Genomic DNA, 14,320 nt, shown 5'->3' on the forward strand with positions numbered 1-14,320 from the left:
TCGCCGAAAGAATCCACATAGCCAGCAGCCAGCCTTGACTGGCCACTAAAACGCGGGAAATAATTCTGGAAGTCTGTTCTAGAAATGCACATTGCGGCATGTATCCGAATGCTGCGATTTTTGACGTCGGACGTCCCGAAACCCGGGTGCCGTTTTCACCGTCGGGCTGCAACTGGTTGAATCGCTATATAGCGCCAACTGGTCGCAGCCAAACAAGCCAGAGAGGAACGCGGCCTGATGTCCGTTTCAAGCAAGTCGTCCGGGATCACGTCGAACAGGTGGTTCAAACCCGTCGCCGTCACCGCAGGAGCTTTGGTGGTGGCACTGATCCTGGTCCTGGTAGCACAGTGGCTCCGGACCCTTCAGCCGGTCCAGCAATTCCTTACGGACTACCCCGGGCATTCAGCGATCCCTGAAGGTACTCCTACCGGATTCCCTGCCTGGCTTAACTGGACGCACTTCCTCAACATGTTCTTCCTCGTCCTGATCATCCGGTCGGGCTGGCAGGTTCGCACCACCACGCGGCCCGCGGGCTACTGGACCAGGAACAACAAGGGCTTCATCAAAACCAAGAACCCGCCGACAAAAATCAGCCTGGACCTCTGGTTCCACCTCACGCTGGACGCGCTGTGGGTCTTGAACGGCATCATCTTCATCGTGCTGCTCTTCGCCACCGGCCAGTGGTTGAGGATCGTCCCCACCAGTTGGGACGTCTTCCCCAACGCCGTCTCCGCCGGCCTGCAGTACGCCTCGCTGAACTGGCCCGTTGAAAACGGCTGGAACAACTACAACAGCCTCCAGCTCCTGACCTACTTCGTCACGGTGTTCATTGCGGCCCCGCTCGCCATCATCACCGGCATCCGGATGTCCGGCGCATGGCCCAAGAAGGCTGCTATCAACAAGTTCTACCCGATCGAGCTGGCCCGCAAGATCCACTTCCCGGTGATGATCTACTTCGTTGCCTTCGTGATCGTCCACGTAACCCTGGTTCTGGCCACTGGCGCGCTGAACAACCTGAACCACATGTACGCGTCCAACAACGATTACAGCTGGTGGGGCTTCGGGATCTTCGCGGCTTCTATCGTCTTTACGGCGGCGGCCTGGTTCCTGGCTCACCCACTGTTCCTGCGTCCCATCGCCTCACTCATGGGCAAGGTCTCACGCTAAAGCTCACGCAAAAAGCAGCAGCCGCCTCGGAACACTCCGAGGCGGCTGCTTTCGTATAGGTGTTAGGACAGCGCCCCACCCTGCCACAGAGCGTCAAAAGGAGCGCCCGAGGTTACTCGATTCTTGATACCTTCGGTGACGAAGGCCTTGGCAGTGCGTGCGGCTTCCAGCGGTGTGGCACCCTTCGCCAGCTCTGCGGTTACGGCCGCGGCCAGCGAGCAGCCCGCACCTGAGACAGCAACATCGCCCACCTTCGGAGCGCGCAGGACTTCCAGCGTCTCGCCGTCGTAATAGACGTCGACGGCGTCCGGGCCTTCCAGCCGCACCCCGCCCTTGGCGAGGACTGCCGCGCCGCTGATCTTGTGAATGCGGATGGCAGCAGCCTTAAGGGATTCTTCGTCGGTAATCGTGAGCCCGGACAAGGACTCGGCTTCGAAGTGGTTCGGCGTGACGAAAGTAGCCAGCGGCAGGATCTGGGCCTTCAGCGCCTGGTCGGTGTCCAGGGCGTGGCCCGGCTCCTGGCCTTTGCAGATCAAAACAGGATCCAAAACCACATTCGCGAAAGCGCCGTCCGTCAACGCCTTTTCCACCGTGCTGATGGTCGCCGGGCTGCCGAGCATGCCGATCTTCACGGTGTCCAAAACGGAAGGCGCGCCGGAAGCGGCACCATAGGCCGCCGTCGTGGCTTCAAGTTGGTCCGCGATGACCTGCTGGTCCACCGGCACAAAGCGGTGGTTCCAGTTGTCCTGCGGGTTGAAGGAAACGATGCACGTGAGGTTCGCGATCCCGAACACTCCGAGCTCCTGGAAGGTCTTGAGGTCCGCTTGGGCGCCGGCGCCACCGGTCGCTTCGGAACCGGCGATGGTCAGTGCAATAGCGGGAGCAGCGGCAGATGTCATGTGTCCATTTTGGCAGTTGCTCCGGTCCCGCTCCTAAACGGGCCTAGCCGTGCAGGGCCCGGTAGGCGGCCTCCGCGGCGGGATGCAAGGGCACGCCGGCGGTGTTAACCAGTGTTTCCGGGCTGAGGAATTGCACTCCGGTGCTCGACTTCGGAACCAACTCCTGGGCTTGTTCCACCAGCAGTTCCACGGTCTGGCGAACAATGTTGTCGGCGAGGTCCCTCCGGCAGAGGAGGAGGTTGGCGACGCCGACCGTCCACACAGCGGGCGCGTCACCATAACTGTTGGTGGGTATAAGGACGCGGTCGTAGAACGGTCCGAATTGCGAGCGCGTCGCGTTGATGAGCTCGGACAGGTCCACCAGGTGCAGGCCCACGTTTTTGGCGGTGGCGGTGATCGCGGCGGTGGGAACGCCTCCGGACCAGAACAGTGCATCGATGGTCCGGGCCTGGAGCGCCGCGAGCCCCTGGTTCAGCCCCAGGTTCACTTGCGTGAGCGGGGAACCGGCTTTCGCGGACGACAGGTTCGACGCCGCGATGATTCTGGGAGCCGTAAGGGATGTCCCCGACCCCACCTCGCCCACGCCCACGGTTTTGCCCGCGAGGTCGGCGAAATTCCGGATGCCGCTGTCCTTCCGCACGATGCAGTGGACGTAGTTCTGGTAGACCTTGCCGAGAGCCACGAGATCTGCAGGCTCGGGCGGCCGATCGCCGCGGCTCGACTGCTGGGCGGCCGCGTCCGCGAGCGCGACGGCGAATGTCGCCTCCCCGGCCACCACCCGCCTGATGTTCTCCAGGCTCCCGCCGGTAACTACAGGTTCCGCGGTTTCGGCCACGCCTTCTTTTTGCAGCAAGGATGCGAGCAAAGTGGCGAACTCCAGGTAGAAGCCGCCCGCTTCACCGCCGGCCACTGTCAGTTTCCGGGGGCGTTCGTCCGGGGTGCAGGCCGCTGTTGCGGGGAGGAAAAGGCCTGCCACGCCAACGGACAGTCCGGCTTTGAGCACAGACCGCCGGGGCATCACCTTCGATTCAGGCATTCGGGCTGTCCTCCGGTGTCGCGAACTCGAGCCGGGCCGTCAGCCCCTGGGGATCGCGAGCTTCGATGACGAGCCGGCCGCCGTTTGCTTGGGCCAGCCGATCCACGATGGTCATGCCCAACCCGTTGCCGGGAATCGTGCTGTGCTGCGGCGCCCGCCAGAACCTGGTGGTGGAAGCGGCACGCTGCTCGGCCGGGAGGCCGGGGCCGTCGTCGGAAATTACGACGGCGGTCCCTCCTGCCGTCTGCTGCGTACCCACCGTGATGGTGGCCCCGGGGGCGTACTTGATGGCGTTGGCAATGAGTTCTCCCACCATGTGCGCAAGTTCGTCGGGGTCGCAGCTGATCTGGTTTCCATGTGCGGGGCCCTCCAACGTCAGCCGGGATCCGGCCCGTTGAGCGGCTGGCCCGGCGCGTTCCACTTCTCCCTGCAGGATGGGGAAGGGATCGATGATGGCTTGGCGCTGGTGCTCTGCGGGCTTACCCTGGCGGGTGGTCCCCTCGAAGGCGCGATGCTCAGCGGTAGCCAGCTTCAGCACGCCGTCGAGCATTTCCTCCACCCGCTCAAGTTCCGCCACGACGCCGACTGCCGCAGCCTTTTCGGACTGTCCTTTGAGTTCCAGCTGCAGCAAATCGATCCGCAGCCGAAGCGCCCCGACAGGGTTTCGGAGTTGATGGGACGTGTCTGCGATCAGCCGGCGCTGGGACTCCATACTCTCCGTGACGGTGTCCGCCATGGCGGTGAAGGAGCGGCTGAGTTCGCGCAGTTCGGGCGGTCCGGCGTCGGGGAGCTGGCTTGTTTTGCCCGTGGTTTCGAGCTCGTGGACTGCCTTGCTGAGCCGACTGACTGGACGCAGGACCCACCCGGTGATCCGCGCTGCGGCGAGCAGGAGCAAAGCTCCAAAGGCAATTGCCGCGAATCCGACTATCAGCCACCGCTCCCGCAGCTTTTGCCGGGCGGCATCGAGATTGACTTCCAGGACGGCCTCGCCGAGCACTTGGCTGGCCGTGCCGAACGACCTGGAAATGATGTCGTTGCCGGTCCCGAAAGCACTGATGGGGTTAAGGGTTGTGTCGCTGAGGTTGAGGCTCGCCCGGTTCAGTGCATCCTGGACGTCGGGCCGCTCTTCGCTGAGTCCGCCGGAACGGACGGTTCTTTCCTGGAGTCGGATCAGGATACCTTCGCCGTAGAGCTCTGAGTAGCGGTCCATTTCACGCTGCAGCTGGGTGGTGTCTTTGTCTTGGGCGGCGTCGTTGGCCAATTGCGCGAAACGGTTGAGCGCGGCGACGCGGTTGATCTGAAGTTCCTGGGTGAGCTCCCGGCTGGCCGAGGTCAGGATCACGCTGGAGACCGTCACCACGATGATCACCACCAGCAGGCTCAGGATGCTGAGAACTCGGACTTTCACGGTTGCTCTACCCGGTAGCCGACGCCCCGGACATTGATGATGAATCCGGGCAACTGGAGCTTGGACCTGAGGCCGGTGAGGTGAACGTCCAAGGACCTGGAATGCGTGACGAACGCGTCGCCCCACAGTGCGTCCAGGATCTGCTCGCGCGTCACCACCGAACCCGCGTTCCTGACGAGGAGGCCGAGGAGGTCGAACTCGGTTGCTGTCAGGGCGAGCTTCCGTTCGCCGACGACGGCAATGCGGCGGTCGAGGTCTACTTCCAGTTCGCCGAGGACTATTGCGTGCGGAGCTTCCTGGCCGCCGCGGTTGGTCCGCCGGGTGACCGCTTCGATCCTGGCCAGCAATTCGACCAGCTTCACGGGTTTCACCAGGTAGTCATCGGCGCCCGAACGGAGACCCAGGACCACGCTTCGCTCGTCATCCCGGGCCGTCAGGATGAGGATCGGAACTGCGCTCACCTGGCGCAGCTTACGCAGCACATCCAAACCATCCATGTCCGGGAGCCCCAGGTCCAGCAGGATCACCTCGTGCTGCCTGTGCGCCAGCAACGCATCCTCCCCGCGGGAAACCCGGGTGTGCGTGTGCCCTGCCGAGGCAACGGCTGCGCTCAAGGCCGACGCCATGGCGTCGTCATCCTCGACGATGAGCACGTGCACTGTCATGGTCCTTTGGATTGGGGCTGGTTCGCTACTAGAGCTTAACGTTGTGAGGCCCGTTCTGCGCCCTTCGGAGTATCCAAGGTGCGCAGAACGGGCCTCACAAGGCAGGTAGGTCAGGCGTCGACGCGATCCTTCGTGCCGTCGTCGTCCTTCGCGGAGCCCTTCGCCACGAACGCGTGGCCCTGCTCCGTATCCAAGTGCGTGGACGTCTTGTTCTTCAGCGCGAAGATGTACACCAGCAGGGAGATGAAAATCGCCGCCGTGACGTACGTGAAGAACAGATCCACCTGATCCGATTTCTGCAAAGCTGCCCCGATCAGCGGGACCGTGCCGCCGAACAGAGAGTTGGCGATGGCGTAACCGAGCCCCACCCCGAGGGCCCGGATCGACGCCGGGAACAGTTCAGCCTTCACCAGTGCGTTGATGGAGGTGTAGCCGCCAACTATGAGCAGGCCGCCCATCATCAGCAGGAACGCCATGAACGGATCCTTGGTGCCGGCGAGCGTGGAGAGCAGCGGCCAGGTGAACAAGACACCGGTCACGCCGAACCAGATCAGCAGGGGCTTGCGGCCGATCTTGTCGGAGATGATGCCGTACACGGGCTGGAGGAGCATGAAGATGAACAATGCCCAGAAGTTGATCACGGAGGTGTCCGTCTTGGCGATCCCGGACGTATCGTTCATGAACTTCAGGATGAAGTTGGTGTACGTGTAGAACGCCACGGTGCCGCCCAAGGTGATGCCGATGCAGATCAACAGCGGCTTCCAGTGCTTGGTGAGCAGGAGCTTCATGGTGCCGGGCTGGGCCTCGCCCTCCACTTTCACGTGTGCTGCGCGGAGCTGATCGGCGGACAGGGTTTCTTCCATGGACCGGCGAAGCCACAGGACCACCAGAGCGGCGACGCCACCAATAGCGAACGGAATCCGCCAGCCCCACGCGGTCAGGTCTTCCTTGCTCATGGTGTTCTGCAGGATCACCAGCACCAGCAGCGCGAGCATCTGCCCGCCCACCAGGGTCACGTACTGGAAGCTCGAGAAGAAGCCGCGGCGCTTCGCCGTCGCTGCCTCGGACATGTAGGTGGCGCTGGTGCCGTACTCGCCGCCAACAGAGAAGCCCTGCACCATGCGGATGAACACCAGCAAAATCATGGCCCACAAGCCGATGACCTGCTGTGTTGGCATGATCGCGATCGCGAATGAGCCAGCGGACATCATGGTCACGCTCAGCGTCAGCGCCGCCTTGCGGCCCTTCCGGTCGGCGTACCGGCCGAAGAACCAGCTGCCGATGGGACGCATGATGAACGACGTCGAGAACACAGCCATCGCTTCCAGGCCGGCTTGCAGATCATCGGAGGAGTTGAAGAAGTGCGACTGGAAATACGCCGCGAACGCCGTGTAGACGTAGACGTCGAACCACTCCACGAGGTTGCCCGCGGAGCCCTTGAGGATATTGCTGACTGCCTTGCGTGTCTGGGCGGCTTCGCTCAGAGGTGCAGCTTGCTGGGTGCTCATCAATGAACCTTCCTGGACGGCGGCGTTTTGCTGCGGCCGTGTCTTGCATGAGTTCGTTCTGTCCATGAAGCTCGTGCTCATGGCGTCCTTGCGCATGGCTCTTCGTTGACTAAGAAAGGTCCTCCAGGGTGAAGAGGACGTATTCCAAACTATGGGTGATGCACGGCACAGCCATAGCCCGCGGGGCATTTCCTAACACTTCCTTAGGAATCGGGCTGCGTGGCTTGGTGTGGGGACGGCAGTCCGACGGCGGCTGCTCACCTGTCGACGCTCTCTCACGTTCCTCCCGGTTGAGGCGGACGCTCTCTCACATCCCTCCCGGTTGTGGCGCCGGGGGACGGCGGGTGTGAGTGAGGGTTGGTGGGAAGGGGGTGGGATGTGAGTGAGGGTTGGTGGGAAGGGGGTGGGGTGTGAGGGAGGGTTGGGGGGAGGGGGGTGGGATGTGAGAGAGGATCGGCGGTGGGACAATGGAACCGGTGACGGGCAAGATGCCCCACCGCCAGTGCTAATACAGCGGGGCAGCCAGCATGCGGCGGCCTGCGCGAACCACTACGAAATGGATGACCCATGCCCTCGCCCTCCGGCTCCAGCACGCTGAGCAAGCCTGCACCCCGCTTCGCCTCGATCGGTTCCCCGTACTTCGGCATCATGTTGGCCGTCATGGCCGTGGTGCTGATCCTGTCTAACATCGGCGCTTCCAAGGGTGTGGAGCTCGGGCCGATCATCACTGATGGAGGGTTCTTCCTCTTCCCGTTGGCCTACATCCTGGGCGACGTCATGAGCGAGGTCTACGGATTCAAAGTGGCCCGCAAAGCCATCGTCACCTCGTTTGCCCTAAGTGTGTTCGCCTCTCTTTGCTACTGGGTGATCATCATCCTGCCCGGTTTCAATGATGACTACGGAACCGCCAAGCAGGCCGCCATCGAGGGCGCTCTGGGTCCGGTTCCGCAGATCGTCCTTGCCTCCCTGCTCGCCTTCCTGGCGGGACAGACCATCAACTCCTGGATCCTGGTGAAGATGAAGCAGCGCACGGGCGAGAAATCCCTGTGGGCACGCCTCATGGGTTCTTCCGTGGTGGGCGAATTCGTGGACACCCTGATCTTCTGCAGCATCGCGGCATCCGTCATCGGGATCTCGGACGCTGGCTCGTTCGTCAACTACGTCCTGGTGGGCTTCGTCTACAAGACCGCCGTCGAGTTCCTGTTCGTTCCAATCACGGTGCTGGTTGTTGGCTGGATCAAGAAGCGCGAGCCCAGCTACGGCGCAGTCGCAGCCTAGGACCAGGGCCTAGGACCAGGGCCTAGGAGTAGTACCGGCCCAGCGTCTCCGCCTTGAACTCAAAGAAGTCCCCGGATTCGATGGCCAAACGGGCATCGTCCACCATCTTCACCACGAAGCGTTCGTTGTGGATGGAGATCAGCGTTGCGGAGAGCATCTCCTTGGCCTTGAACAGGTGGTGGATGTACGCGCGTGAGTAGTTCTGGCACGTGTAGCAGTCGCAGCCGTCCTGCAAGGGCCCGAAATCGGCTTTGTATTTAGCCCCCGACAAATTGAACCGGCCAAAGGGTGTGTAGAACGCTGAGTTCCTGGCAACGCGCGTGGGGGAGACACAGTCGAACGTGTCGGCTCCGTTCTCGATGGCAGTGAAGATGTCGTCGGGTTCGGAGATGCCGAGCAGGTGCCGGGGCTTGTCCTCGGGCAGTTCCTCGTTGCACCAGCGCACAATGGTGCCCAGGTTTTCCTTCTCCAACGCTCCGCCGATCCCGTATCCGTCAAAGGGCATGGCACCGAGATCCTGGCAGGCTTTGCGGCGCAGGTCCTCGTATTGGGCTCCCTGAATCACTCCGAACAAGGCCTGGTACGGCTTGCCCACGCGGGAAGAAGTCAAGGACGCGTGTTCCTCGAGGCACCGCAGCGCCCACAAACGGGTGCGCTCCAGGGACTCCTCCTGGTAGGCCCGGGAATTCTGCAGCGTCGTGAGCTCGTCGAAGGCGAACATGATGTCCGCGCCGATCTTGTGTTGGACCTGCATGGAGATCTCAGGGGAGAAGCGGTGCCGGTCACCGTTCAGGTGCGATTTGAACCAGACGCCGTCATCGTCGATGTGCGCCAGCCGTTCCTTGCCCGGTGCTACGGCGTCATCAGGGCCGGACGAATCGACGTTCTTCATGTCGATGACCTTCTTGAATCCCGAGCCCAGGCTCATCACCTGGAACCCTCCGGAGTCGGTGAAGGTGGGCCCTGGCCAGTTCATGAACGCACCCAGCCCGCCCGCGGCGTCGAGGATTTCGGGCCCTGGCTGCAGGTACAGGTGGTAGGCGTTGGCCAGGACCGCCTGCGCGCCAAACCCGGCGATCGACTCCGGCAGCACGGCCTTCACGGTCGCTTTGGTTCCGACGGCGATGAACGCGGGCGTCTGGATGGTTCCGTGCGGCGTGGTGATGGTTCCTGTCCGGCCAAGGAAAGCGCCGCCGTTGGCGTCGACTTGGGCGTCCGACGGCGAGCACGCTTCAGTCAAGCGGGTGCCCACCGTGAACGAGAACTCGGATTGTCTGGCGGACAACCCCGGCAGGTCAGGCAGGGAAGTAGCCGGGGAGGAAACTGACGCGGTAACGGGAACGGAAGCTGGCACCTACCTAGTGTGCCAGCTTTACCGGTGGTACCCAGCGGAGAGTGCCCTACGACCCGTAGTTCTCCGCCTTCCAGTTGTCCCATGAGGACCGGATGTCAGCCAACGTGTGGGCCCCCAGATCGTACGTGGAGGCAATTACCATGGACCCGCCGTCGGGCCTTTTCTCCGGGATCGGCAACTGCTCGGCGACGATCAGCAGCCCGTCCCCGTGTTCGGCGTAGCTGTGGACGGTGAGGCCAACCTGGTGGCGGCTCTTGAACCAGACTTTGCCGGAGATCTTCTCGCCGGTAGCAAGGGTGAGCGAGTACTCCTCCCCAACGGGCGGCAGGTCCCCCAGCCCCAACTTCTCGATGGCCGGTCCGCCCTTGCCGGGAAGGGAGACGAAGTGGGTTCGCCGGTGTCCGTGCGGATGGCGTTCAAGGGCAAAACGCAGTTGGTGGAGGAAGGTGAGCCAGCCCTGGGTGATGTCCTCGTCCCAGTCCGCCCACTCCGAATCGTGGTCCAGGGCAACCCTGGTGATCCGCACTTCCGTTCCGCCCGAGACAGGGTGGAGTTCAAAGATGTCGCCGCCGTTGACGGTCAGGCTCGTGTGATCGGGCCCTTCCACGACGTCGGTGTTGAAGTAGATCTGTTTGATTTCATCGCTCAGGTCCTCGGCCTCCCAGCCGTGCCATTGGGCGACCAGCGACGGTTCACGCAGCATTGTCCAAACCTGCTGCGCATCGGCATTAACCACAACGCTCAGATTGTTCGTCATGGCTCCGAATCTACCGCCGTTCGCCCCGGCATAACAGGCCCCGGGACCTGTTAGGCCCGCACCGATTCCAGTTCGTTGCCGATCCGCCGGGCCAGTTCGTCCTCGCCGATGGTCTTGGAACCGCCGTGGGCACGCAGGAACATGAGGGCTTCCAAGCGCAGGAAACGCCATTCGCGCTCGGCCTCGTGGTTGCCGTTGTCGATCGCGCGGAAGATTTCCTTGTCGTAGAGGTTGGGTTCGTTGAGCGAACGCTGGCGGACCCTGGCATTGATCCGGGCTTTGAAGGGGTCTTCCTCCTGGGATTCGGGCGCGCGGAGCAGTTTTTCGTAGACGGCTGCCCGTTCGGACTGGCCGGCCTCGCGGCAGATGAAACTGGACAGCGCCAGGGCGCGTTCGATCGACGCCCACCGGTCCAGGTTCCCGTCGAAAGGCAGGACGTTCAGCAGGTCCGCGACCGCCAGCGCATGGTCCGGATCGCGGAGCACGATGCACAGATCGAAGGCGAGGTCGCTCAGGTCCCGGAGGCAGCTTCCAGACTTGGTGTTGATGCCCTTCGCCAGCCGCTCCGCTAGCACCTGGACACCGTTCTTGCCCTTGTGCTGGGCGGCCGCGGCCCGCACCACCGCTTCGGGAGTGCCGTCCGGTTCGGGGATCAGTGCGAGTTCTTCGGCGCTGGGCCCGGTGTACGTGGGGGGGGTTTCGGGACGCGGAGGAACGACGACGGCGGGCCCAGCGGGCGCTTCGGTGTCGGGTTCTGCGGGGGTGCTGGAGTCCGGTTCGGCTTGGTCTGGCGCGTCGACTGACCCTTCAGCACCAGGGCCGGCAGGAACTCCGTCACCCACGGGGACACTGGACCCGACAGCGACACTGATGCTGCCGCCGTCGACCGTTGTCACCAGCAGCAGCGCCGGCACGCCGTAATCGTCGTTCTTCACCTCGACGGCGCGGATTTCGGCGGCTGGACCGTCGCCGGGCGGGAACACAAAATCTCCGGGCTGCAGGTCCCCAGCCTGCTTTTCTTTGTACTGCTGTGTGGCTGGGCTGTGAGTCATCGGAAGTCCTTTGGTTCTCTTGGGGTCCGCCGTCCAGTCTACAAAGACCGGCCGGCGCTGGGGCCGGGACCCGCTAGAGGACGATGCCCGAGAAAGCCAGTGCCTGCCGCACGAGGTTGCCCCGGCCGCCGTCGAATTCCTGCTGGACGTTCTCGCTCAGCACCTCTTGCGGCGTCATCCACGTCAGCTCCAGTGCGTCCTGGCGCGGTTCGCATTCGCCGGTCACCGGTATGACGTAGGCCAGGGACACAGCATGCTGGCGGTCGTCCGTGAATCCCGTTTGCGAGGGTGCGGGGAAGTATTCGGCCACGGTGAAGGGGACAGGGCTGATGGGGAGTTGCGGGAATGCCAGGGGACCGAGGTCCTTTTCCATGTGCCGCAGGAGGGCTGCCCGGATGGTCTCGCGGTAGAGGACGCGGCCCGAAACGAGGTACCGGACCATGTTGCCATCGGCGTCGCCCTGCAGCAGCGTGCCGACTTCGTTCACATACCCGAGCGGATCCAACCTGACCGGAACGGCCTCCACGTAAACCATGGGGAGGCGGCCGCGGGCTTCGAAGAGATCTTCATCTGAAAGCCAGCCTGGATACGGGTCGGGTGTACGTACGCTCATGGTTAAGTTCTACCCCATCACCGGTGCAAGTTCCGTGGAGGCCCTGCCGGGCACGGGGCCGTTACGCTCTCGGCTGTATTCGGGGTTGAGGGATTGACTCCTGCATTTGCCGGGCCGATTCGCTGCGCATTGCCGTTTTCGAAAAATTGTTTGCCCGCTGTGTAACCGGCAGACCAGACCCGGAAACAACATGTTCGAGCAAGCAAATCTGCTCATGACTCCGTGGGGGAAGGAACCCAGAAATGAACTACCGACGAACCGGACACGCCAAGTACGCCACCCTTGTATCGCTGGCTTTGGCGTTGACGCTTACTGCCTGCACCCCGTCGTCGCCCGAGGCCGACCGCGCGCCAACGGAGCGTCCCGCCGCGTCCGCGCAGGAAGTGCTCGCTGAGCCGGCGGCGGAGGTCGATGCCCCGGTGGCGGAGCTCGCTGAGCCGGTGGCGGACCCCGACCCAGTCGCTCCGATCCCAGTCGTCGAGCCTGCCCCGTTGGTGGTTCCAGCGCCCGTGGAGGTTCCTCTTGTTACCCAGCCTGTGGCAGAAGCACCCGCCCCGGCGCCCACGGAAACCGTTAAGCCCGCACCCGCGGTGACGGTTCCGGCCCCGGAACCTGTGGTGACCCCGATTACCCCTCTTGAGCCCTCAACGCCGCATGTATCTCCGAACTACCCGGAAATCGGCACCTACACCTTCCCGGACGGGCACATCTCCTTCGAGGTACCGTCCGGTTGGGGAATGCAAGCCGAAATTCCGGTTGTTGCGCCCGGGGACGACTACCCTTACGACGATCACTTCGCCATTGCCCACATCTTCGATGAAAACGGGCACAACGTGGTGGACATTACCAGCGGAGGTGTCGGCGGAGTGGTGGCCGGCCCCGTCAACCGCACCATTCTGGACTCGCAGAAGCTCAGCTCTTTTGACAGCCGCGACGGGGCATCCTATTTTGCGGTCTTCCGGGACGATTACCCCTTCGAGCCCGCGGAAACCAGGTACTTCGTGGGCCTCGTCCCGGAAACGCTGATGACCGAAGGTCCTGACAGCACCTCCGCAGCCAGCTTCCTGATCATGGGCAACGGCGCCACCACCGCCCAGGTGAATATCGACCCGTTCATGACGCAGGAGGCCGCGGAGGCCTGGATGCAGTCCGAGCAGTACAGCAAGCTCAAGGGCCTGCTTACCAGCCTCCGATACGCACAGTAGGCCCCAGTGCGGGCGCCCGTTCGCATCAGGCGGGCACCCGTTCCACCACTATCGACGCCGGTGCCGCCCCGCCAGCGGCATCGGGGTTGGCGACGTACAGGACGCCTTCGCTGATCCGGGCCTCAACCCCCGCCTGGGTGAGCTGTGCAAGCAACGGGTCAAGCCCGGCGTCGTACTCAAAAGCGAGTACCCCGTTGCCAGCGTCAGCACCGTGAATGACCTGGAGTATGCCGCCGTTCTTGGTGTTGAAGGTCGCTGATTCGTCATCCGCGCTGCGGGGCTTTGCCCCGATGCCGCGGAGTACGTTGGCGGACATTTCCACCAAGGGGCTAACCCAGGTGGCCACCACGGCCAGGGCGGGGTCGGCGTCCGGGGACGTCGCCCAACTGCCATCGGCCGCCCGTGTCGCGGGGAAAGCGAAGAACTCGAAACCGTCGTCTGCGCTGATGCGGGCGGTGGTGGCTTCCGGGGTTTCGTGGACCTCGGCCTGGGTGCCGGCGTCCTCGGTACGGCGTACGAACTCGTCCACGTCCCCCACTTCGACGCTGAAGAGCGTGGAGCCATCCAAGGGGTGGCCGTGCTCCACATGCCCCAGCGCCAGGCGACCCGAACCGGCGTCGAACTCCTGCCACTCGCCGTCGTCGACCGTCTTCACCAAACCCAGCGCTTCCAGGATGGCGGTCCAGTCTTTCGGGCGGGAGGTGTAGTGGATGGGGCGGGCTCGCAACATGGGGTCTCCTGGTGGGTTTCGGGATCCTTCTCCAAGCCTATGCTGGGGCCATGCCCATTGAATTGGAAGAACTACTGGTCAAAGACGCCGACGCGTGGCGCGCGTGGTTGGCCGGCCATGCCGCCGAAAGCCCAGGCGTGTGGCTGATTCTGCATAAGAAGGGCGGCAACGTCACCGAACTGGACTACGACGCGGCGCTGGACGAAGCCTTGTGCTTTGGCTGGATCGATGGCCAGTCCAGGAGCCGCGACGCTGAAAGCTACTTCCAGCGCATGACGCCCCGGGGCCGCCGCAGCATCTGGTCCGCGCGGAACGTGGGGCACATTGCCCGGCTCGAATCGGAAGGCAAGATGACCGACGCCGGCCGTTCCGCCGTCGAGGCCGCAAAGGCGGACGGCCGCTGGGAGGCAGCTTACTCGGGTCCGGCCGATTCGGTGGTGCCCGCTGATTTGGCGGCGGCGATCGCAGCCGTGCCGGAGGCGCAGGCCATGTTTGACGTCCTGACATCGCAGAACCGCTTCGCCCTCATCCACCGCACCAACCTGGTCAAAAGGGCGGACACGCGGGAGCGGAAGATCGCCGGTTTCGTGGAGATGCTGGCCCGCCACGAGGCGCCGTACCCGCAGAAGAAACGGCCCTCTTAGGTTC

14 protein-coding genes are annotated in these 14,320 nt (G+C 63.5%); 4 read left to right on the plus strand and 10 right to left on the minus strand.

The window, feature by feature from the left end:
* Positions 1–237: 237 nt before the first annotated feature.
* Positions 238–1,167, plus strand: a complete 930-nt coding sequence (locus LRQ04_RS09800; protein WP_235519894.1) for a cytochrome b/b6 domain-containing protein — start codon at positions 238–240, stop codon at positions 1,165–1,167.
* A gap of 62 nt (positions 1,168–1,229) precedes the next feature.
* Here the strand turns inward: LRQ04_RS09800 and LRQ04_RS09805 are convergent, their stop codons facing one another.
* From LRQ04_RS09805 to LRQ04_RS09825, 5 genes are all read right to left on the minus strand, one after another.
* The gene (locus tag LRQ04_RS09805; protein ID WP_235519895.1) at positions 1,230–2,066 is read right to left on the minus strand and encodes a hydroxymethylpyrimidine/phosphomethylpyrimidine kinase; all 837 of its coding nucleotides are present in this window, start codon (positions 2,064–2,066) and stop codon (positions 1,230–1,232) included.
* A gap of 43 nt (positions 2,067–2,109) precedes the next feature.
* A complete protein-coding gene (locus tag LRQ04_RS09810; protein ID WP_235519897.1) occupies positions 2,110–3,102 on the minus strand; it encodes a TAXI family TRAP transporter solute-binding subunit in 993 nt (330 codons plus the stop codon).
* Entirely contained in the window at positions 3,095–4,510 is a 1,416-nt protein-coding gene (locus LRQ04_RS09815) for a HAMP domain-containing sensor histidine kinase (RefSeq protein WP_235519898.1), read from the minus strand. The genes LRQ04_RS09810 and LRQ04_RS09815 overlap by 8 nt, the downstream gene beginning before the upstream one ends.
* Positions 4,507–5,169, minus strand: coding sequence for a response regulator transcription factor (locus LRQ04_RS09820; RefSeq protein ID WP_235520110.1), 663 nt, complete (start codon positions 5,167–5,169; stop codon positions 4,507–4,509). Before LRQ04_RS09820 ends, LRQ04_RS09815 begins: the two co-directional genes overlap by 4 nt.
* Positions 5,170–5,285: 116 nt before the next feature.
* Positions 5,286–6,683, minus strand: a complete 1,398-nt coding sequence (locus LRQ04_RS09825; protein WP_235519900.1) for an MFS transporter — start codon at positions 6,681–6,683, stop codon at positions 5,286–5,288.
* A 567-nt stretch (positions 6,684–7,250) separates the two neighbouring features.
* Between LRQ04_RS09825 and LRQ04_RS09830 the strand changes: the two genes are divergently transcribed.
* On the plus strand, positions 7,251–7,961 hold the full coding sequence (locus LRQ04_RS09830) for a queuosine precursor transporter (RefSeq protein WP_235519902.1): 711 nt from the start codon (positions 7,251–7,253) through the stop codon (positions 7,959–7,961).
* A gap of 22 nt (positions 7,962–7,983) precedes the next feature.
* On the opposite strand, the gene tgt is transcribed toward LRQ04_RS09830, so the two are convergent.
* From tgt to LRQ04_RS09850, 4 genes are all read right to left on the minus strand, one after another.
* Complete coding sequence (tgt, locus tag LRQ04_RS09835) at positions 7,984–9,255, minus strand: tRNA guanosine(34) transglycosylase Tgt (protein WP_235520111.1); 1,272 nt, start codon at positions 9,253–9,255, stop codon at positions 7,984–7,986.
* A gap of 106 nt (positions 9,256–9,361) precedes the next feature.
* The gene (locus tag LRQ04_RS09840) at positions 9,362–10,072 is read right to left on the minus strand and encodes an SRPBCC domain-containing protein (protein WP_235519904.1); all 711 of its coding nucleotides are present in this window, start codon (positions 10,070–10,072) and stop codon (positions 9,362–9,364) included.
* Positions 10,073–10,122: 50 nt separating this feature from the next.
* Positions 10,123–11,124: a DUF6707 family protein gene (locus LRQ04_RS09845; RefSeq protein WP_235519905.1), complete on the minus strand. Its 1,002-nt coding sequence runs from the start codon at positions 11,122–11,124 to the stop codon at positions 10,123–10,125.
* A 73-nt stretch (positions 11,125–11,197) separates the two neighbouring features.
* Complete coding sequence (locus LRQ04_RS09850; protein ID WP_024819523.1) at positions 11,198–11,737, minus strand: NUDIX hydrolase family protein; 540 nt, start codon at positions 11,735–11,737, stop codon at positions 11,198–11,200.
* A gap of 242 nt (positions 11,738–11,979) precedes the next feature.
* On the opposite strand from LRQ04_RS09850, the gene LRQ04_RS09855 reads away from it, so the two are divergent.
* Positions 11,980–12,942 carry a hypothetical protein gene (locus LRQ04_RS09855; RefSeq protein WP_235519907.1) on the plus strand — a complete coding sequence of 321 codons (963 nt, stop codon included), beginning with the start codon at positions 11,980–11,982 and terminating at the stop codon, positions 12,940–12,942.
* A gap of 25 nt (positions 12,943–12,967) precedes the next feature.
* Here the strand turns inward: LRQ04_RS09855 and LRQ04_RS09860 are convergent, their stop codons facing one another.
* Positions 12,968–13,672: a hypothetical protein gene (locus LRQ04_RS09860; protein ID WP_235519908.1), complete on the minus strand. Its 705-nt coding sequence runs from the start codon at positions 13,670–13,672 to the stop codon at positions 12,968–12,970.
* Positions 13,673–13,722: 50 nt separating this feature from the next.
* Here LRQ04_RS09860 and LRQ04_RS09865 point away from each other — a divergent pair, with 50 nt between their 5' ends.
* A complete protein-coding gene (locus tag LRQ04_RS09865) occupies positions 13,723–14,316 on the plus strand; it encodes a YdeI family protein (protein ID WP_235519909.1) in 594 nt (197 codons plus the stop codon).
* Positions 14,317–14,320: the final 4 nt, after the last annotated feature.

Source organism: Paenarthrobacter sp. AR 02 (genome assembly GCF_021538675.1).
In the GTDB taxonomy this organism is placed as follows: domain Bacteria; phylum Actinomycetota; class Actinomycetes; order Actinomycetales; family Micrococcaceae; genus Arthrobacter.